The following is a 19,829-nucleotide window of genomic DNA, read 5'->3' as shown; positions in this document are numbered from 1 at the left end:
CGTGGCTTACGTCAGGTCGGCGGCATCTAGAATCGTGTAGCTGTAACCCTGCTCGGCGAGGAACCGCTGGCGGTTCTGTGCGAAGTCCTGGTCAACAGTGTCGCGCGCAACGAGCGTGTAGAAGTTGGCGGGCAGGCCACTCTCCTTGGGGCGCAAGAGGCGGCCAAGGCGCTGGGCTTCTTCTTGCCGGGAGCCAAAGGAGCCACTGACTTGGATGGCAACAGTCGCTTCGGGTAGATCAACAGAGAAGTTGGCGACTTTGGAGACGACCAATATCTTCGTGATGCCTTCGCGAAATTCTTGGTAGAGGCGTTCACGTTCCACAACGGACGTAGCGCCGGTCAGTTGGGGCGCATTCAGCTGTTCGGCGAGATCATCAATCTGATCGAGGTATTGCCCGATCACGAGAATGCGTTCGCCGGCGTGCTTCTTTACCAGTGCCCGCACAACCTCGGTCTTTGCTGGGGCCGTTGCAGCAAGTCGGTATCGCTCGTCGTCAGCGGATGCCGCATATTCGAGACGCTGGTTCTCCGGAAGATCTACGCGAACCTCGAAGCAACTAGCGGGAGAGATGAAGCCTTGAGCTTCGATCTCTTTCCACGGCGCATCAAAGCGCTTGGGGCCGATGAGGGAGAACACGTCACCTTCGCGACCGTCTTCGCGAACAAGAGTGGCGGTGAGGCCGAGGCGGCGTCGTGCCTGCAGGTCGGCCGTCAGCTTGAAGACGGGGGCGGGAAGCAAATGGACCTCGTCATAAATGACAAGACCCCAGTCGAGAGCATCCAGCAGCGCAAGGTGGGCATACTCACCCTTACGCTTCGCGGTGAGAATTTGGTAAGTCGCAATCGTCACAGGCAAAATCTCTTTCACCTGGCCCGAATACTCACCAACTTCCTCTTCTGTGAGAGTCGTTCGCTTCAAAATTTCGGCACGCCACTGTCGCGCCGAAACCGTATTTGTGACCAAAATCAGGGTTGTGGTCTTGCTTTGGGCCATGGCGCCCAAACCCACGAGCGTTTTGCCGGCACCACAGGGCAAGACAACAACGCCAGAACCGTGGTGGAAGAAATTGTCGATGGCGTGCTGCTGGTACTCGCGCAGACCCCAGCCCGCAGCATCCAACTCCATCTCGTGGGGAGTGCCTGGCGTGTAACCAGCGTGGTCTTCTGCCGGCCAGCCCAACTTCAAAAGTTCTTGCTTGAGCTGACCACGAGCCCACGGCTGCACGACAAAAGTGTGCTCGCCGCGACGCTCGAACAAGAGACTCGCAACCTTCTTACCCCGCGTAATTTCGCGCAAAACAGCGGGATCAATTGCCGTCAGAGTGAGAGCGCCGTCATCGTCGCGGTTGATGACCAGACGACCATAGCGCCCAACAGTCTCAGCGATATCAACGCTGACACTCTGCGGAATCGGAAACTTCGAATACTTCTCGAGGGTCTCCAACATGGCATCAGCATCATGGCCAGCGGCGCGCGCATTCCACAGCCCCAATCGCGTAATGCGATAGGTATGGATGTGTTCTGGCGCACGCTCTAGCTCAGCAAAGACAGCCAAATCGTGACGTGCGTCTTCTGCAAGAGGGTGCGCTACCTCAAGCAAAACCGTGCGGTCAGACTGCACGATGAGAGGTCCGTCGGGTGCTGTGTTCATCCGACCTAGCCTACGCCCGCATGCTTAGCGTTCGGTCGTTGCCTCAACCCCGATGATGCTCGACAGCGGCAGGGTGCGCTCGATGTCTGCCCCACGGTCGAGACCGCGCATCCGCCCCGCTGCCACCGTTGACGGTTCGAGCGTGTACACAACCTCTCGACCGTCCGGCATTTTCACTGTGACCTTGAGCAACAGCTTGTTGCGAATAGCGACCTCGATCTGTCGAGACAGCCACGCCTGATCCTCATCGCCCGTAGCGCCACCTTGGCCGTTGCGAAGCTTCGCCAACAATTGCTGCGGCTGCGGATCCTGAGCTTCTGCCTCGTTCACATCGCTCACCTGATCACGCCGAAGCGACAAAATCTTGCCAGTGCTGTCTTCTGCCGCGACCGGATACCGGGCGTCGCTGAGAGCCCAAAACAGCTGCTCGACACCAAAACGCGAGACCAAACGGTCGGCCTCATGTCGCAACCCAAACGGACCAAAGTTGGGGTCAACAGCGATCGACTGCAGCAACAACCTGTCTGGTGAGGTGACGTAGCTGCCGACAGACCCGTGAACACCAACCCGAACCAGCCCATGCCGTGACGCTGCCTCAGCGAGCAAGTATTCGACCGGTTGCGGAACACCGGTCAACGAAATCTCGGCCAAGAATTCGCGCATTCCTTCGAGCGTTTCGCCCAGAGTCATCGCGTGATGAAGGCTCGACGGGGAAATCCGATAAGTGGATGCCAAAGCTCGAGTTTCGACATCGGCAATAGTGCGCAAGCGCGCATCAAGCTGCGGCGCAAGGGGCCCCGGCGAAATAACAGTGAGATCGGGCTGCACATACACGTGGTGCACTTCGTTCGGAAACAGTGCAGCCATCGCGGCTGCAGCATCGGCCGGGGTTTGAGTGAGAAGCGCAATGCCTGCCGTGCTCGGGAGCCGCTCCGCCGTCACGCCAAGCAATTGTGCGTCACGGCTGTAGCGCCGCACTTTTTCGAGCATCCACTCCACGCCGGCAGGAAACAACCAGCGAACATACGCTTCAACTCCGTCACCCCAGAAGCTGTGAGTGCGGTCGGCCAAGATGGTGCGGATCTCATCTGGCACACCCTGATGCCACGCTTCAGCAAGCTGTAGCCAGCGCTGATCTGCCGAGCGCGACATCCACTCGGTGGCGTTAGCGGTGGGCATCCATTGAGCGTTGGTTGTTGCGACCAGACCGGCACGCTCGGCAATATCGACTAGCCCGGCAACTTTCTCAAGCGGCACAGACATTGATACGGCGAGGCGCTTTGAGTCAGGCAGCGATACTCCGCCGCGGGCAAGATCACGCACAGGAGAACTGCGAAGCTGGTTGAGAAGCTCGGTTACCTCATTGGTGGTCGAGAACGCATTCTCGGCCGCAATGCGATCGAGGGAGGCACGCTCAGACGGTTCAACAGAAGTGAGCGTCGACGGGGGAGCTGTATCGAGCAACTCGCCAGTAGAAGGCAGATCATCGAACGGCCACCCAGCGAGATGGTCGATAACGCCGTCTGGGGCGCTGTAGCGACCGCCACGGAAAATCAGCAACGCATGCTCAACTAGGCGATCCAGGCGTGACTGCACAGCAACGGGGTCGGTGCCGAAGCTGCCGAGGGCAGCCGCAACATCTTCCGCCGTCAGCGAAGTCGTATCGGCAATAACTGCGATTGTCGCCAAGGTTGGGCGGTCAAGAGTGCGAAGAACCCGCTCTAGTGACGTCGTTTGCTGCAGGGCATCCGCGAGGTCAAAGAAGTCGCTGACAGAGTTGCTGCGAACAACGCGCGAGCTCAGCAGATGAAGGAGTTGACTATCGTCTAGTGCGCGCAGTTGAGCAGCGAGCAGAAGAGCAGCGTCGCTAATTGTGGCCATTCCTATATTCGCGTTGGCGGCGGCGCCCATTCAGCACCAGGAGGGTGATGATGAAAACCACGCCCAACGGGAGAGCAAAGTAGGGCATAGTGATGACTGCGGGCCACGCACCTGTGTCGAAATCGCTGAGACCAGCTGCGGTGGCAACAACTACGGCGACAAAGCTAATCACGGCGAGTGCGATCGAGATGGCGACGAGGTAGGCGAGCACACGCTCGATACGAAGGTCGCGTTCAGTTGAATGATTTGTCACGTTGACAAGGATACGCGCCCGTTTACGTTCTAAGCTTGAGTCACGATACGAAGGAGCATGCCCATGCCCACCGGCAAGGTTAAGTTTTACGATGACGAGAAGGGTTTTGGCTTCATCATGAGTGATGAAGGCCAAGAGGTCTTCTTGCATGCCTCTGCGCTGCCTGCGGGCACGACAGGGGTAAAGGCGGGTACGCGCCTCGAGTTCGGCATTGCTGACGGCAAGAAGGGTGCTCAGGCGCTCTCCGTGCGCGTCATGGATGCTCCTGCGAGCATGAGCAAGCTCAATCGCAAACCAGCCGATGATATGGCCGTGATCATTGAAGATTTGGTCAAGCTCATGGACGGCATCGGTTCTGGTCTCAAGCGGGGTCGTTACCCAGACAAGGCGCACGGCGCCAAAATTGCTTCAATGCTGCGAAAGGTAGCGGACGAACTAGATGCCTAATAGCCAGTACGAAAAGCTTGCTCGAGGGGCACTCCTCGAGATCACTAACGATGCGTCGATTGGTGCACTCGTCGGTGAGCAGGTCGAAAGCGAAGGCACCGTCTCGGTGATCTTTGCCTCGGCCATGCCAGGCTATCCGGGCTGGAATTGGACCGTCAGCATCGCCCACGTAGAGGGCGCTGAGCCAACGGTTCTCGAAGCAGAGCTCATGCCGGCCGAAGGCGCACTGCTTTCGCCAGACTGGGTTCCGTGGTCTGAACGACTTGCTGACTACAAGGCTGCGCAAGCAGCAACGGATGCCGCAGGTGCAGAGAAGGCGGAGTCGGACGAAGTCGTCGGTGACGACGACCTTGACGACGACGAAGACGAAGACGACGATTTTGACTCCGCCGTCTTACACGGTGGCGATCTAGATGGTGTCGATATCGACGATGTGGCTGACGACGAAGACGACGACGATTACGACACTGGTGCATTTCGTGGCGGAGACCACGACGGCGTGAGCGTCGACGACCTCGACGATTCGAGCGATGATGACGACGACGAATCGGACGATGATGACGACGACGATTCGGATGATGACGAAGAGTCTGACGACGACGACGCCCTCGATGACGACGACGATCTAGACGATGACGAGTAGCACTTCGCGCCTAGCGTGAACCCTTGCCACGCCTGACGTGCGTGTAGACGAGTCCGATTAGCCCAAGCACGAGTCCTGCGACCGCTGTCCACAACCACCACAGGTTGCCGGCAGCATTCAATGGCTCGATAAAGAGCAACAAAACGGCAAGAGCAATGACCCACGCGACAATGCCAACGAGCATCGCCTTGCGGTCGTCAGTCTCGACCGGCTGGGGGTCGGGCCGTCGTTCCGAGTCTTTGAGCCAGATACGCACGGTTTCAGGCTAGTGGCTATTGGCGATCACAAAGTCGATTGATGAGACCAACTTGCGTACGTCATCCGGTTCGATCGCAACGAAGGTGGCAACGCGCAGCTGGTTGCGACCGAGTTTGCGATACGGGTTGGTGTCAACAATGCCGTTGGCTCGCAGCGTCTTGTCGATTGCCGAAGCATCGATGGCATCATCGAAATCGATCGTGACAACAACCTGCGAGCGGTGCTCCGGGTTGATGACGAAGGGTGTGGCAACGTCGCTTGCCGAAGCCCAGTCATACAGAACTGACGAGGATTCACGGGTGCGAGCATCTGCCCATGCAAGGCCGCCGTTGCCGTTGATCCAATCGATCTGGTTCTCGAGAAGTAGCAAAGTACTGAGTGCCGGGGTGTTCAGCGTCTGGTTGAGGCGTGAATTGTCGACCGCATTCTTGATCGACAAGAACTCGGGAATGTAGCGACCCGAAGCAGCGATACGCTCGACGCGTTCGATCGCAGCGGGCGAGAAGAGGGCAAACCACAGCCCGCCGTCCGACGCAAAGTTTTTTTGCGGTGCGAAGTAATAGACATCAGCCTGACTGGCATCAAACTGGATGCCGCCTGCAGCGCTTGTGGCATCAACAACGGTGAGCACGCTGCTGTCATCAAAGCGGCGAACAGGAGCCATAACACCGGTTGAGGTCTCGTTGTGGGGATACGCGAACACATCGGCGCCATCGATTTCGTCGAGTTCAGCGAACGACCCGCCCGGGGCGTTCACGACATGAGGCGATTCGAGGTGGGGTGCTGCGGCTGCTTTCGCAAACTTTGACCCGAACTCTCCGAAGGAAAGGTGGGCGCTGCGACGTTCGATGAGGGCGAAGGCTGCGGCATCCCAGAAGGCGGTCGAGCCACCATTTCCGAGGACAACTTCGTAGCCGTCAGGAATCTGGAACAGGTCGCCAAGCCCCGCACGTACGCGGCCGACGAGGTCGCGAACGGGTGCCTGACGGTGAGAGGTGCCGAGGATTGTGTGGGCGGCTGACGCAAGATATTCGATCTGTTCTGGGCGCACCTTGGATGGGCCGCATCCGAATCGTCCATCGGCGGGAAGGAGGTCATTGGGAATCGTCAGGCTTGCCATGCGTCCGATTCTATTGGCCCATTCGGGCTAGTCTTATTTCATGACCGATCTCGTTGACACCACCGAGATGTACCTGCGCACGATTCTTGACCTTGAAGAAGAGAACATCGTTCCGTTGCGGGCACGCATCTCTGAACGGCTCGGCCACTCTGGGCCAACCGTTTCGCAAACTATCGGCCGCATGGAACGTGACGGCCTTGTCGTTGTTGAAGGCGACCGTCACCTCGAATTTACTGCGGAAGGCCGCCGCCGTGCCACGCACGTGATGCGCAAGCACCGTCTCGCTGAGCGACTGCTCGCTGACGTTATTGGGCTCGATTGGGCTCTGGTTCACGATGAGGCGTGCCGCTGGGAACATGTGATGAGCGAGCAGGTTGAGCGCAAGCTCATCGAAATGCTTGATCACCCCACTGAGTCGCCCTACGGCAATCCGATCCCTGGCCTTGAAGAGTTGGGTGGCGTCGCTGCTCCCTCCTTCAGCGCGGGAATGGTGAACATCGTTGATTTGGTTGCGGAGACAACTGCACCAGTTTCGGGGCTCATCCGTCGACTCGGAGAGCCTGTGCAGTTCGAACCAGAACTGTTGCAGCAACTGTTCAATGCCGGCGTGATGCCAGGCAAGACGGCAACGTTCTCTGCCGCCGACTCCTATGTTGCGGTCACCGTCGAAGGATTTGGTGAGGGGCTCGAACTGCCAAACGAGGTTGCCGTTCACATTTTCGTTGAGAAGCCGCGCGTCTAGTTCTCTGAATCTGGTGTTTACCAAGACGTAATCGTCTTGTCATTCTGTGCGGCGCGCCTCCGTGCAAAAGGTGCCAAAAATTGGGTTAGCCTGTAGCTCTTGGAGTTCACGAATGAACCGGAGAATCGCATGTTGAGTAGGTGCAGCGTCCAAACCGTGGATGCGCGTGCCCACTTCTACATACGACACAGCAGTATTGTGCGCGGCAGTTTTCGCGCGCTGAATCACTAGGCATCGTCTTTCGACGGTGCCTTTTTGTTTTCTGCCTCCCATTCGCTGAGCCTCAAGGAAGTCGATTGCCTGCAAGCCGTGCAGGCTCTTTCGAGAGGATGACAATGCGTACTTTGGTACTGAACGCCGGCTACGAACCGCTCGCGGTCGTGTCTTTCAAGCGAGCGATTGTGCTCGTTTTGAATCAGAAGGCGACGATCATTGCTGCCGATTCGGAGCATCCGGTGTGGGGTTCAAGCGGATCGTGGGATCGCCCGTCGGTGATCATCCTGCGAAATTATGTGCGCATTCCTTCTGCGAGAAGACTGCCAGTGTCCCGTCGGGGAGTTTTGCGCCGAGATGGCCACCGCTGTGGCTATTGCGGCGGCTCGGCGAACACCATTGACCACATAATGCCGCGGTCGCGAGGGGGCGAAGACTCGTGGGAAAACTTGGTGGCGTGTTGCCTGCGCTGCAATAACATCAAGAGCAATCGCACCCCTGCTGAGATGAAGTGGCGCCTGCTGATTAAGCCGCGCCCACCACACACGAGCGCGTGGCTTGTGAGGGGAATTGAAAGGGCACTCCCAGATTGGGAAGAATATTTGGCTCCAGCCGCATAACTGTTATGCTGTTGTGATTATTCCCGTAGCCCGAGACTTTCCCTAGATCTGTCTCGACTTCTCTTAACTGTTAGGTTTTCGTTTGTCGCGCTTGCCCTCTGATAGCTCGGATGCTCTCGGCGTCCCCGCGGGAGAAGCCGACAGCAATGCACCAGTATTTCTTTCGCGACGCGAAGCGCGTGCTGCCCGTGACGCGGCTGCCGCGAAGCACACGGCGGTAGCAAAATCTCCGAGTGCACAGCCAACAGTGGAAAAGGCGCCGCAGATTTCGGCAGTCATCCAGGCGCCAGCGGTCGTGCCCGAGATTCCGATTGCTCCCGATGCTGTGGTGCGCTCAAACGTTGCTGCGTCCAGCCCCGTAGCGAAAGCTGCGAATCGTGCGGTGGCGCGACCACGTACCGGTTCGCCAAAGCGCGCTCGCCGCAACCCCGTGCGAGCTATGGCGTCAATGGTTGTCATCGGCGGGCTTTTTGCGGTCGCAGGGTTGCCGGCTTACGCAGAGAGTGGCCTCTTTGCTGATGAGGGTTCGGTTGTCGCTTCTGCCGAGGTTTCAGATGCTGCCACGGTAAGCGTCCAGTCGCTTACTGTCAGCGCAGACCTCACTCTTCCTGAGCTGAAGCGCGACCAATTCGAGGCGACCTCGCCTGAAGATTTGGCTCTCATCCGTCAGCAAACCGCACTTGCTTCGGCCAACGCGGTTTACGCAGCATCGGGCGCTCGAGCGTTGGGCGACGATTACCCGTGGGCGACAGCGGGCTACAACCTGTCTCCTCTCAACTACTACTACCGCCAGTGCACCGACTTTGTGGCGTGGCGTCTGAACCGCGATGTCGGTTCGTTCTCGGCACCCTTCCGTTGGGCGTGGGCTGACCTGACTCCGAACGGCGGAAACGCATCGCAGTGGAAGGCCGCTTGGGATGCCCACGGCTGGACAGTCAGCGCCACCCCCGTGGTCGGTTCTGTTGCCTGGTTCGGTTGGGATAACCACGTCGCTTACGTCAAGGCAGTAAATGCCGACGGCACTGTTTTGCTCGAAGAGTACAACTACGTGAACCGCGTCTACAGCCAGCGCACGCTTGCTTCTGTTGATGTTGAGGCGTTCCTTTACCCACCTGGGCAGTAGCATCCGCTTGGAGTGCGCGGTGAATGTGCGCCTATGAACAACACCGAACTCGTTGCCGCCTTTGAGGCTGGCAAGATTTCTCCCGCAGAGTTTTCTCATGAAAACCATGTCCGTGTAGCGTGGGGCCTCGCTCGCCACTACGGCAAGGCTGATGGGCTTGAACTGCTCACTATCGGGATAAAGGCGCTCGCTGTTCGGGCTGGCAAGCCGGATGCGTTCCACGTCACCCTCACGCGAGCCTGGTTCGAGCTCATCTCCTCGGTAGGAGATGTTGATGCGGCGCCTGAGCTGTTCGGTAAGTCGATCATCAAGCATTTCTATTCTGCCGGGCGGATTGCTTCGGGTCGCGAGCAGTGGCTCGAACCAAACCTCAATCCGCTGAAGTGGCCGATCCCTGAGCTCGCTGGCGAGCCGACCAGCGAATCGCACTGAGTCCGGGCCGGTCGCCTTCGGCATCCGAGTGCCTGACTCGACTACACTCGTAGCGCCAGCCTCTGTAGCTCAACGGAAGAGCAACTCCGTCCTAAGGGGAGAAACTTTACCAATCTCCCTTGATTTTCCGGGATTTTCTCCAATTTTGAGTGGCAAAAGAATGGCAGAGTCCGAAATCTCCTCCAGAAAGAAATTCCGCCTCCGTAGCTCAATGGAAGAGCGTGCGCGTCCTAAGCGTTAGGTTGCAGGTTCGAGTCCTGTCGGGGGCACTTTATTTTGTGGTCACTCAATTTCTTCCCACGGGCCAGACCGTCCAAAAATATCGGGCGATCTGGGAGTAAATTTGTGCGATTGTGTGCGTCTCAGGGTGTTTGTCTACTGCGGTAGTTGTTCTTCGGCTTGCGGCGCTCCACAGTCCATACCCGACGCCATCGTTTGCGCAGTTCCGCTCGCTGAGCGGCGAAAGCGATGGGATCGCCGAGATGCTCCCGGAGCTCGTCCCGATCGACCGCTGAGGAATTTGGTGCTGTGAGGACGACGAGCATGCCAGCAGTTCGGAGCAGGATGACTGCATCAACAGCCGTGGGGCATAGCTCGCGCCCGTGTGCCATGGAGTTCCGCAGCGTAGCCACCGGATTCCTAATCGTGCGAAGCCAATCGACATCTAGACCGAACGTTTCCAGCCTTTCGGCAAATGTTTCAAGCGCCGGGAAGTGTCCTTCAGAACGACCTGTTTCGATCCGGTAGATAGGTTCGCCCAGCGTTAGCAACAAGCCGCGTGCGCCAGCTTCAACCAGCGGAAAGGCCGCACGTGCAGCATCAGCGTGCCGCCCCTCCCAATAACTCTCGATGGCGTAGCCGAGAGCCGTTGCCATCTTCGCGTCGCAATTGAACTTTGTCGCGAGATGAGCGCCAATTTCCTGACCAGCAACCATGCCATATTCGGTGTTGATCGCTGTGAGCTCGTTCGCAAGAACTATCCCGTACGAAGACGCATTCATTCGCTCCACCCGCTCAAGCCATTCGTTGACAGCGGCTTCTGGACCGACACTCGATTTTACCGGCATCTGATCGTCGCTGAGCGTCATCCGTGACACTAGTTGGAGGATGCCCTTCCCGCTGGCCTCGGCAGCGTATCGGAGGTTTGCGTCATGCGAGCCCGTGGGAGCAGGAGTCGTGAGCCACATCTCTAGGGCATCCAGGGGGCTTCTCGACCAACGGAACCGTGTCAATCGCTGATCCATAATATGGCGCGGGAGGAGCAACTCAGCGCTCACTGACTGCAGGTCTAGATCATCGGCGGACATCTCTTGCATCGCGGCGACGGCGTTTCCACGCATGTCGGTGAGGCCGAACTTCTGAGCTTCTGCTGCCGCAGTGTGAAGCCACGTCAGCCGAAGAAAGCCCTCCGTTGCGTCGGCGAGAGCGAGGTAGTGCTGAACTAAAGATCGGCGAGCGGCTGTTCGCTCAAGAGGTGTTTCGGCTAACTGCTCGCGGACCTCAAAGATCGCCTCGAACATTGGCGCTGAGGCGCCGTGATCCGTCTCGATTGCATCGAGCAGCCCGCCGACCTGCCGCCTACTAGGTTCTACAAACTCTCCCGTGCGCGGCGCTATCGCTAGTGGTTCGACTGATTGAAAGAGAACACCGGGTGGCACCCCAGCAATCGCGGTCGCGCTTACGGCCATCTCGTAGAGTGCGCGACGAGTGTCCGCTTCTAGTGACATTGAGAACTGCCGGCCCAGGGTCCATGCGCGACGAAGACACGATGCTCGATAGTACGGATCTAGCGTCGACAGGGCCCCGAGACCCATGTACGCGTCGGCGATTTCCTCGGCGACTTCTCGCCCGGTTTTCGCTCCCGCACTGAACGCGAGATCAGTCAGGTGCGTCTTCGGGAGGGCATGCGTTACTTGATCGGCCAGCTCTGCCCAAAATTGCTTTTCTGCCGGGTCAACTTTGTCGAAGGCCATTGGCCAGTCGCCACCAGCCGATGAGAATCGCTGCCCGAGCCCTATAGCGCCGTATTTCTTCGGATCGGCCGTATACGAATATGCGAATGCTCGCTCGCACATCGAGACTAGCGCGGTCCGCTTCGTGGTGTCCGCGGCACCGCCAAGCACAGCCGTCAGACCGGCGAGGAGTTCCCATGGCTCTGGCGCGTCCTCACTCAAGGAGTCGATGTGGGAAGCGAGCGCCACTAGCTCGTCATGGGTGTACGCGTGCGGGTCTGAACTACCCTCGGGTTTTGGTTCGCCAGACTGTTCGTCGGTCATCAACAATTCCTAGCTTTCAGTTGGAAGGTCGATGCGTCGTTGACGTCCAGTTCCTCCATGGGTCCTAAGCGTAGCGAGAACAGGCTTCAGGCCGAGCGGCGTGCACGTCGCCGCTCCCTTCGGTCGGAGAAACAACGGCAGAGCCGGTGGCAACGCCGGTGGCAAACGGGTGGCTTTAGTGGTGGTAAAGGGTGGTAATCGCTTGTAATCGGTGGTGACCGAGAACTGCGAACTCGCCAGTGTTTATGCGGGATTTGGCCACATTTAGCGTCATCTGGTAATTAGTTGTATCGCTAAAAGCCGCAGTCCTAAGGAGCAGGTTGGGGGTTCGAATCCCTCCAGGGGCACAGCCTTTTTTGCCTTCTGACCAGGTATTTGTTCTGTGGTCAGACCATGAAAAATCCGTTTTTGCCCACCTTTTGCCCACTCTTAGAAAACTCTGACGGCAAACTCGAGCCAGATTCTATGGCGTCCATTGCGCTTCGTTCGTCGTCTCAGAACGCCGAAATCGAGCGTTTCGAAACTCTCTTGGCTCGATAAAGAACTGAGCATTCTGCTCTCTGAGTCCCTGGCGCGAAGGTTGTCAGACGTTGACGAAGTTCCTGGACGGCCGCGTTCTCAGCAAGCTTCGGGCCCAACCCGGTGCGAGGACCGAGGCGGCGCAAAGGAGCCGGTCGACACGTAAAGCCCGCAAACGCCGAGGAGCGTGTCCACACGGCTACTGGTCGATAGATTCGGCGCGTGGACTTTGAACACATCGCCGTCGTGTTGGACCGTTAGTCAGGGGGCCGCAGCGCGCGGGCGGTAGGCTCAAACCTGATTGAGGGTGTCGACGCATGGGAGAGCTAATGGCCGAGCGCAAGTCAGCGAGAAAACCGATCGCAGATCAAATGTACGACGTGTTGCTACATCAGTTCATGTCGGGGGAGCGCGGAGCGGGCGAGAGTCTGAACATTGGCGCACTCTCTCGCGAGCTCGATGTCAGTCAGACGCCGCTGCGTGAGGCGCTCGCGCGCTTGGAGTACACGGGCCTTGTTCAGCGTGAGGCGCTTCGTGGGTACCGCGTCGCACCAATGATGACGCGCGCCGAAGTCGAGCAGCTGAAGGAAGCGCGTCTTGTGCTGGAGCCCCGTCTCGCCTACTGCGCCGCGTTGCGAATCACGCCTGAGTTTCTTGCCGCGTTGCGTGAGAGCCTGAACGAGTTCGAACAGTCAGCGGATGCGGCTGACATGGAGACCGAAGGTTTTGACCTGTATTGGCGATCGGACAACCAGTTTCACACGCTGATCGCGGAACAGTCGGGTAACCAGTTCTTGGCACTCGCGTACGCGGCGCTCAGCGGCCAGATTCAGCGGTTCCGACTCTTTTCCAAGTTTGGTCGCACGGGAGCACGTCAGGCAGCGCCCGAGCACGGTGCGATCTTCGATGCGATCGTGGCGGGCGATGCGGACAGTGCGGCAGAAGCGATGCGCCTGCACGTTCTCGGTGCTACGGAGCGACTTTTGGGGAGCTAAGTCGGCGGCAGCGCTCATGGACAAACCAGTGAGAATCCAATACTATAGTCAATAGTATTGGAAGGAGATGCGATGGAGCAGATGAAGCAGGCCGCGGCGCGGTATACCGCTCACCCTCTCGTTGAAGGGTTTCCCGGCAAGTCCAGCTCGCACGGCGCCTTTGGCTGGAGCAGCCTCTGGCTCCTAGACGATGGCACACGCCGTGTACTGGTCGATGCGGGGCAGCCCGCCTACATTCCTCTGATTCACGAGTCGCTCGAACGTCTGGGTCTGACCGCGGCAGACATCACGGACGTATTGCTGACCCATATGCACTGGGATCACGTCGCAAACTTTACGATGTTCCAGAACGCCGTCACCTGGGTGGGCGAGCAGGAACTGGCATGGGCGGCAGAGCAGCCAGCAGGAACCAAGTTCATCCCTGACCTGCATGTGCAAGAGCTCATGCGCCGTACCGAGCGTGTCGAACGGATGCGGCCGGGGCAAGAAGTGCTGCCAGGAATCCACGCGATTGCCGCCCCCGGTCACACGCCTCATCACCTGGCATTCTTCACTGAGCGCGCTGAGCAGTCCCTCATTTTTTCGGGGGACTCAGTGAAAAACATTCACGAGCTGGCCACTGCGCACGTTGACTCCACCATGGACGAAGACGCGAGCGTTCGCACAATCGATCGCTTGCGTTCGCTTCTGACCGACACGAGCGCGACTCTGCTGCCCGGCCATGATGTCGGCCTCAGAATTATCGATGGTGAGGTGCAGCGCCTGCGAGAACAGCGCGCCCAGATCAGTTTCTTTGCCGACGCACTGAGCCCCGAGGCGGACCGCAGCATCGGCTGCGCCGACGCCGGATGAAAGGACAATCATGACTTCCGTCCTCTATACAGGAGGCGCTGGCCGCATGGGCCGCGTGATCCGAGAAGGACTCGCGGGGAACTATGAACGCGTGGTCCTATACGTGCGCAGCGAACCGGTCGAACACCTCTTCGCACACGAAGAGGTCGTCGTCGGTGACCTCAGCGACCTGGAGGCCCTGACCGCGGCTGCCCAAGGCATCGACGTGATCGTGCACCTTGGAGCTGTCGCAGACGAAGCGTCATTCGAACGCATCCGCGAAGCCAACATTGACGGCACATACAACGTCTACGAGGCATCGCGCCGCGCGGGAGTGCGCCGTATCGTGTTTGCCAGTTCCAACCACATCATCGGGTTTCACCCCGCCTCCGAACGTCTCGACGAGAGCGCTTCGATTCGCCCAGACTCGTACTACGGCGTTTCGAAAGCGTTTGGCGAGGCACTGGCGAGCCTGTACTACGACAAGTGGGGAGTGGAATCGGTGTTATTGCGCATCGGAACGTTCCGTCCCGAGCCCGAAGATGTGCGCCAGCTTGCGCTGTGGTTGAGCTGGCGAGATGGCATTGAGCTGACTCGCTGCGCGATTGAAAACGGTCCTGTGGGATGCCAGGTTGTTTATGGTGTCTCGGCAAACGCCGATGGCTGGTGGGATGCGCAGGCCGGTTGGGCTGCTATCGGATTCACCCCGCAAGACAATGCGGCGGAGCACGCGCAGGACGTCGACCTTGACGTTCCTGCCCCCCAGTATCACGGCGGTGCATTCACCGCCTCTGAGTACCAAGGAGGAATCTGGTGAGCGAAAACACCACGTCCCACGATGTCATAATCACTACCGCGTTCCTCAACCCGGGCGACGAGGTAGACACACTGCTGCGTGGTGCCGGTCTGACGACGCGCCACGAGCCGAACCTTGCTGCCTATTCTGAGGTAGACCGTCGTGCGATCTTGGCCTCAACGCGCGCCATCATCGCGGGAACTCAGCCGCTGACAGCGAACGATCTTGCCAGCGCTCCGAACCTGCAGATCGTCGTACGAACGGGTGTCGGGTACGACAGCGTTGACGTCGAAGCAGCAACGATTCAGGGTGTTCCAGTCTGTGTCACGGCGGGCGCTAATCGTCAGGCCGTTGCCGAACACGTTTTCGCACTCATGTTGGGTGTTGCCCGTCGTGTTCCCGAGAACGTCACCAACCTGAGAGCAGGGACCTGGCAGCAGCTCTCGGGCCGCGAGCTCCGTGGCGCGACGTTGGGAGTGTTGGGTCTCGGATCCATCGGCAAGGCCGTGGCCACGATTGCCGCAGGTTTCGGCATGAAGGTCATCGCCTATGACCCGTACTTCGACGACGAATTCGCTTCAGAACACAATATTGCCCGTGCGGAGCTTGACGACGTTCTTTCGCAGGCCGATTTCGTGACGCTGCATCTGTTCCTCGATGACTCGACGCGAAACCTCATCAATGCGGAGCGCTTGCGTTCCATGAAGAACGACGCGGTTCTGGTTAACACGGCTCGTGGCGGCATTGTTGATGAAGCGGCCGTTGTCGACGCTGTTCGCGCCGGTGTGATTGGCGGCGCAGCTCTGGACGTGTTCGAGCAGGAACCCCTGCCTGCAGACAGTGCGCTTCTTCACACGCCTGGCATCCTCGCCACGACCCACGTCGCGGGCGCAACCCGTGAAGCGCGTGGCGAGTCTGGTCGTATGGCCGCAGCCAACGTGATCAGCGTTCTCGCGGGGGGCGATGCGCAGTTCGTTGTGAATCCGGCATACCGAGAAGACGTAGCATGATCATCCAGACATCGGGCGGGCAGCTCCGGCTGGCAGCCAACCTCAAATGGATGTACACCGAGCTGCCCTTCGAAGCACGATTCGACGCGGCTGCGGCTGCAGGTTTCACGGGGGTTGAATTTGCATCCCCCTACGAGCTCCCTGCTGCGCGCGTGCGAGAGTTGCTCGATAACGCCGGCCTCACGCAGGCGCTGATCAACACCCCCGGTGGTCCTGCGGGTTCCGCTACCGCCATGGGCACAGCGTATGTGCCATCCGCTCAGACCGTATTTCGTGAGGGCGTCGAGCGGGCACTCCACTACGCAGATGTGCTCGGCAACCCCATCGTCCACGTGATGGCTGGCCTGCGTCCCGCGGAAGTGGACCCGGAGTTCGCCTTTGCGACATACGTCACCAACATTGGCTGGGCTGCAGCGCAGGCTCGCGCGGCTGGCGTTCACATCGTGCTCGAAGCGATCAACAAGCGCGAGCAGCCAACCTACGGCTTGGCTTCGATGGAGACGGCGGCCGCAGTAGCTGAAGCCGTTGACCCTGGCACCGTGGGCGTGCTGTTCGACGTCTATCACGCACAGGCCGACCGCGGCAACGTGATCGAGCGGTTCGAGCGGCTTGCCCCACTGGTCAAGCACGTACAGATTGCGGATAATCCCGGCCGAGGCGAGCCCGGAACAGGGGAAATTGCGTACGAGCAGGTGCTTGCACGGATTGCCGCCAGCGGCTACTCCGGATGGGTTGGTTGCGAGTATGGTCCCGTCGGCGACACTGACGAAGGCCTCAACTGGATCGAAAGGATTACCCAGTGAACGCCGTGAAAATCGCCCTGATTAGTGCGACAACGCTGGCCATTGCACCGGCAGCAGCCGCGGTGAGCGCGGCAATTCCGAACAGCACGGTGTGGAATCTTCTTGACGACCATCTGCTTTCCGATCTGAAGCAGCAAGGGGAGATGACCGCACCACTCGCTGCTCGCATGGACGTTCTGATCGAGTCCGCCCTCGCTGGCGGGGCGGACGGTATCTTGCTGACGTGCTCCCAATACGGCGTGCGCGCCGACTACCGTGACCCCGCAACCGACGGTGTTGCCGTGTTTTCCGCGGACGGACCGCTTTTCGAAGACACCGTAGCGCTCTCGCCCGCGAGCGTTCTCCTCGTCGCGTCACTGGAGTCAGCGGCTGAAGACAGCACCGCGCGCCTCAAAGCTGTCTTTGCAGCTGCAGGCGCGGCGACCTCCATCCACCCCATCGTGGTGCCCGCCGCGGCCAAACCTCTCGCCGTTGCCGAGCTAGCCGCCCACCTGGGCGCCGCTATTTCTGCGGCGAGCGAGCCCTACGACGTGGTCGTGCTCGCTCAGTATTCACTCGCTCCCGCGGCCGAGGTGCTGCGTGACCATATCACCGTGCCTGTCCTCGACGGTCCGAGTGTTGCCGCTTCGCGCTTGCGCGCCGTGATCGAGGGATCACCACGATGATTGGCGTCATTGCTGATGATGTGACGGGTGCAACCGATGTGGCTGCGGCCCTCAGCCGCGAGGGCCTGCGAACGCTGCTTACCCTCAATGCAGAAACTCCCGTCACGGGAGATGCTGACGCCATCGTGACTGGCCTGAAGACCCGCTCGATCCCGGTGGCTGACGCCGTAGCGACGAGCCTGGTGGCGCTACGTACGTTGCAGGACGCTGGCGCCACGCGCTTTTACTTCAAGTACTGCTCGACGTTCGATTCAACGGATGAGGGGAACATCGGGCCCGTCACTGAGGCGCTCGCCCAGGCTCTGGGAGTGTCGACGGTGGTGACGACCCCTGCGGCCCCCATCCACGGGCGCACCGTGAGTGACGGAAATCTGTACGTCTTTAACGTTCCGTTGCATGAGACGCACATGGCGCACCATCCGATCACGCCGATGCGAGACTCGAACCTCGTGAGCCTGCTCACTCCGCAGGTGCAGGGCACTGTCACAACGCTGCCGCTTTCTGCAGTGCATGCTGGAGCGGCTGTAGCACGCGCCACGATCACCGCAGCCGAGAGCGCAGGTATTGCACACGTGATCGCAGATGCCGTTGACGCCGCCGATCTCGCGGCAATCGCCGAAGCTGTAGACACCGCAGTGCTGACCGCCGGGTCTGCCGGTCTCATCGGTGCAATTGCCGGACGTCAGTTCGCATCCGGCCGCACAATTTCCGCACCGCCCGCCGGACGCACCGCGATCATCGCTGGAAGTTGTTCGCGACGGACTCTTGAGCAGATTGCCGCGTTTCAGACATCTGGTGGACCCTCGCACCGCGTCATTGCAGAACCAGGCCAGACGGCATTGGAACTGGCTGAGGCAGCGTTGACGTGGTGGGATAAACAGCCCGCAGAAATCTCCGCGCTGATTTACTCGTCAAGCTCGGACGAAGAACGCAATGACGAACTGCCAGAGGCCGGTGAGCTGTACGAACAAGTGGCAGGAATCGTCGCCCACGGACTGGCGTGCCGTGGGGTTCAGCGCATGCTCGTCGCAGGTGGTGAGACGTCGGGCGCAGTGATCCGTGAACTCGGAACCACGGTTGCTGTTGTGGGGGATGAGGCTGCCGTAGGTGCGCCCTGGATTCATGACGTGACCCATGGCGTGCACCTCGTGCTGAAGTCAGGAAACTTTGGTGACATCGACATGTTCACCTCCGTTGTGGGAGATGCAAGCGATGACTGACCTACGTAAAACTGTCGAACGCGTGGCACACTCTATCCACAGGCGCGGGCTCACTCATGGTCGTACGGGCAATCTGGCGGTACGCGAAGGAGATCGCATTTTGGTGACCCCAACAGGTGTGAGCCTGGCCGATGTCTCGAGCACCGATCTATCTGTGCTCGATGGTGAGGGTCGTCATCTCGAAGGTCCTCCACCGACAAAAGAGGCGTTTTTGCACGTTGCCGTTCTTCGGGCTCGACCGTCGGCGCACGCAATCGTGCATACGCACTCGGTGCACGCTGCTGCGCTATCCTGCCTGGCTGATCTTGACCAAGATGACGCGCTGCCACCGCTCACCGCGTACTACGGAATGCGCGTTGCGCCACTGCAGGTCCTACCGTACTTTGCGCCAGGCGATAAGGCAGCGACCCGTGCCGTCCAGCGAGCTGCCACGCGCTCGCACGCGCTGTTGTTGCGCAACCACGGGCCAGTGATTGCCGGCGCTGACCTCGACTCGGCGTTGGATGCGCTCGAAGAACTCGAACACACCGCGCAAATCTTCTTCCTCACATCAGGGATGCGCACCGCACCCCTAACGACGCAACACCTCGCTGCCCTGCAGCCTCAGCCCCCTCAGGAGCCCAAAGCATGATCACGCTATACAGCGGACTCGTCGTTCGACAGCCGCTCGTTGAAGAACTTATTCCAGCGTTCGAAGCCGCTACGGGTGATCGCGTCGTGGCAACGTTTGAGCCGACCACTGTGCTGCTCGACAAGATCGCTGGCGGCGAGCGTCCTGATTTGTTTCTGGGCGTTTCGGCTTCCGCGCATGACCTAGCAGCTCAGGGCATTCTCGATGAGGAAACCGTTTCTGACATCGCAGTCTCGGCCGTCGGGTTCGCGCGGCTAACTGACACACGGGCGCCTGCTTCAGATACCGAAGAGGAATTTCTTCAGTATCTTTGCGACTTTCGAGTCGCGTACACGCTCTCTGGCGCCAGCGGTATTCATTTCATGAAAGTGCTGCGCGAACGTAACCTGCTCGACATTATCGACGAGCGTGCCGTGCACTTTCCCGCAGGTCTCACCGCTGAAGCCGTGGTCGACGGTCGTGCAGATATTGCCATCCAGCAGGTATCCGAGTTGCGCTCCGTGACAGGTGCGCACGTGGTGGCTCCGATTCCGCACGCGCTGCAGTCATACGGTCGCTTCGCGATCGGCGTTGGCGTTTCTGCACCTGCATCTGCCCTGGCATTCGCGGCGACGCTCACCGAAGCGCGCGCGCAAGCGGCATTCGCGAGCGTTGGACTCAGCGCACCGTAAGGCCCCACGCTCACAACCTGCTGCGCA

General features: G+C 59.5%; 21 protein-coding genes and 1 tRNA gene. 16 read left to right on the top strand and 6 right to left on the bottom strand.

Annotated elements, in window-relative coordinates:
* Window positions 1–6: 6 nt before the first annotated feature.
* From AC1ENN_RS11000 to AC1ENN_RS10990, 3 genes are read right to left on the bottom strand one after another with little or no spacing between them, the layout of a single operon-like run.
* Entirely contained in the window at window positions 7–1,653 is a 1,647-nt protein-coding gene (locus AC1ENN_RS11000; protein ID WP_480391196.1) for a DNA repair helicase XPB, read from the bottom strand.
* Window positions 1,654–1,677: 24 nt separating this feature from the next.
* On the bottom strand, window positions 1,678–3,534 hold the full coding sequence (locus tag AC1ENN_RS10995; RefSeq protein ID WP_480406067.1) for a helicase-associated domain-containing protein: 1,857 nt from the start codon (window positions 3,532–3,534) through the stop codon (window positions 1,678–1,680).
* Window positions 3,521–3,787 carry a hypothetical protein gene (locus AC1ENN_RS10990; RefSeq protein WP_449625716.1) on the bottom strand — a complete coding sequence of 89 codons (267 nt, stop codon included), beginning with the start codon at window positions 3,785–3,787 and terminating at the stop codon, window positions 3,521–3,523. The genes AC1ENN_RS10995 and AC1ENN_RS10990 overlap by 14 nt, the downstream gene beginning before the upstream one ends.
* A 63-nt stretch (window positions 3,788–3,850) precedes the next feature.
* Here AC1ENN_RS10990 and AC1ENN_RS10985 point away from each other — a divergent pair, with 63 nt between their 5' ends.
* Together AC1ENN_RS10985 and AC1ENN_RS10980 are read left to right on the top strand one after the other, a co-directional pair.
* Entirely contained in the window at window positions 3,851–4,234 is a 384-nt protein-coding gene (locus AC1ENN_RS10985; protein WP_219950420.1) for a cold-shock protein, read from the top strand.
* Entirely contained in the window at window positions 4,227–4,877 is a 651-nt protein-coding gene (locus tag AC1ENN_RS10980; protein ID WP_480406066.1) for a DUF3027 domain-containing protein, read from the top strand. The genes AC1ENN_RS10985 and AC1ENN_RS10980 overlap by 8 nt, the downstream gene beginning before the upstream one ends.
* Window positions 4,878–4,887: 10 nt before the next feature.
* Here the strand turns inward: AC1ENN_RS10980 and AC1ENN_RS10975 are convergent, their stop codons facing one another.
* Window positions 4,888–5,133 carry a DUF2530 domain-containing protein gene (locus tag AC1ENN_RS10975; protein WP_449647291.1) on the bottom strand — a complete coding sequence of 82 codons (246 nt, stop codon included), beginning with the start codon at window positions 5,131–5,133 and terminating at the stop codon, window positions 4,888–4,890.
* A gap of 9 nt (window positions 5,134–5,142) precedes the next feature.
* Entirely contained in the window at window positions 5,143–6,255 is a 1,113-nt protein-coding gene (serC, locus tag AC1ENN_RS10970; protein ID WP_480406065.1) for a phosphoserine transaminase, read from the bottom strand.
* 40 nt (window positions 6,256–6,295) lie between these two features.
* On the opposite strand from serC, the gene AC1ENN_RS10965 reads away from it, so the two are divergent.
* The 5 genes from AC1ENN_RS10965 to AC1ENN_RS10945 all read left to right on the top strand — a co-directional run bounded on the left by AC1ENN_RS10965 (window position 6,296) and on the right by AC1ENN_RS10945 (window position 9,654).
* The gene (locus AC1ENN_RS10965; protein ID WP_449647289.1) at window positions 6,296–6,997 is read left to right on the top strand and encodes an iron-dependent transcriptional repressor DtxR; all 702 of its coding nucleotides are present in this window, start codon (window positions 6,296–6,298) and stop codon (window positions 6,995–6,997) included.
* A gap of 335 nt (window positions 6,998–7,332) precedes the next feature.
* Window positions 7,333–7,830 (top strand): HNH endonuclease, encoded by a 498-nt coding sequence (locus AC1ENN_RS10960; protein WP_449647288.1) that lies wholly within the window; start codon window positions 7,333–7,335, stop codon window positions 7,828–7,830.
* An 82-nt stretch (window positions 7,831–7,912) separates the two neighbouring features.
* Window positions 7,913–8,953 (top strand): CHAP domain-containing protein, encoded by a 1,041-nt coding sequence (locus AC1ENN_RS10955; protein WP_449647287.1) that lies wholly within the window; start codon window positions 7,913–7,915, stop codon window positions 8,951–8,953.
* A 33-nt stretch (window positions 8,954–8,986) separates the two neighbouring features.
* Entirely contained in the window at window positions 8,987–9,385 is a 399-nt protein-coding gene (locus AC1ENN_RS10950; protein ID WP_480406064.1) for a hypothetical protein, read from the top strand.
* 197 nt (window positions 9,386–9,582) lie between these two features.
* Window positions 9,583–9,654, top strand: a tRNA-Arg gene (locus AC1ENN_RS10945).
* Window positions 9,655–9,747: 93 nt separating this feature from the next.
* Here AC1ENN_RS10945 and AC1ENN_RS10940 read toward each other — a convergent pair.
* Window positions 9,748–11,661: a hypothetical protein gene (locus AC1ENN_RS10940; protein ID WP_480406063.1), complete on the bottom strand. Its 1,914-nt coding sequence runs from the start codon at window positions 11,659–11,661 to the stop codon at window positions 9,748–9,750.
* A gap of 848 nt (window positions 11,662–12,509) precedes the next feature.
* Here AC1ENN_RS10940 and AC1ENN_RS10935 point away from each other — a divergent pair.
* From AC1ENN_RS10935 to AC1ENN_RS10895, 9 genes are all read left to right on the top strand, one after another.
* Window positions 12,510–13,175: a GntR family transcriptional regulator gene (locus AC1ENN_RS10935; RefSeq protein ID WP_449647285.1), complete on the top strand. Its 666-nt coding sequence runs from the start codon at window positions 12,510–12,512 to the stop codon at window positions 13,173–13,175.
* A 72-nt stretch (window positions 13,176–13,247) separates the two neighbouring features.
* Window positions 13,248–14,027 (top strand): MBL fold metallo-hydrolase, encoded by a 780-nt coding sequence (locus AC1ENN_RS10930; protein WP_480391174.1) that lies wholly within the window; start codon window positions 13,248–13,250, stop codon window positions 14,025–14,027.
* A 10-nt stretch (window positions 14,028–14,037) separates the two neighbouring features.
* Window positions 14,038–14,823, top strand: a complete 786-nt coding sequence (locus AC1ENN_RS10925) for an NAD-dependent epimerase/dehydratase family protein (protein ID WP_480391173.1) — start codon at window positions 14,038–14,040, stop codon at window positions 14,821–14,823.
* Window positions 14,820–15,812, top strand: a complete 993-nt coding sequence (locus AC1ENN_RS10920) for a phosphoglycerate dehydrogenase (protein ID WP_480391172.1) — start codon at window positions 14,820–14,822, stop codon at window positions 15,810–15,812. Before AC1ENN_RS10925 ends, AC1ENN_RS10920 begins: the two co-directional genes overlap by 4 nt.
* A complete protein-coding gene (locus AC1ENN_RS10915; protein ID WP_480391171.1) occupies window positions 15,809–16,615 on the top strand; it encodes a hydroxypyruvate isomerase family protein in 807 nt (268 codons plus the stop codon). Before AC1ENN_RS10920 ends, AC1ENN_RS10915 begins: the two co-directional genes overlap by 4 nt.
* Window positions 16,612–17,280, top strand: coding sequence for a hypothetical protein (locus AC1ENN_RS10910; RefSeq protein WP_480391170.1), 669 nt, complete (start codon window positions 16,612–16,614; stop codon window positions 17,278–17,280). The genes AC1ENN_RS10915 and AC1ENN_RS10910 overlap by 4 nt, the downstream gene beginning before the upstream one ends.
* A complete protein-coding gene (gene otnK / locus AC1ENN_RS10905; protein WP_449647279.1) occupies window positions 17,277–18,500 on the top strand; it encodes a 3-oxo-tetronate kinase in 1,224 nt (407 codons plus the stop codon). Before AC1ENN_RS10910 ends, otnK begins: the two co-directional genes overlap by 4 nt.
* The gene (locus tag AC1ENN_RS10900; protein ID WP_480406945.1) at window positions 18,484–19,131 is read left to right on the top strand and encodes a class II aldolase/adducin family protein; all 648 of its coding nucleotides are present in this window, start codon (window positions 18,484–18,486) and stop codon (window positions 19,129–19,131) included. Before otnK ends, AC1ENN_RS10900 begins: the two co-directional genes overlap by 17 nt.
* Window positions 19,128–19,802, top strand: a complete 675-nt coding sequence (locus AC1ENN_RS10895; protein ID WP_449647277.1) for a substrate-binding domain-containing protein — start codon at window positions 19,128–19,130, stop codon at window positions 19,800–19,802. The genes AC1ENN_RS10900 and AC1ENN_RS10895 overlap by 4 nt, the downstream gene beginning before the upstream one ends.
* Window positions 19,803–19,829 lie beyond the last annotated feature (27 nt).

This window comes from Rhodoglobus sp. G.S.23, from assembly GCF_056675935.1.
Note: the sequence above shows the minus strand (reverse complement) of the source record. Positions and strands in the feature narration are given on the sequence as shown.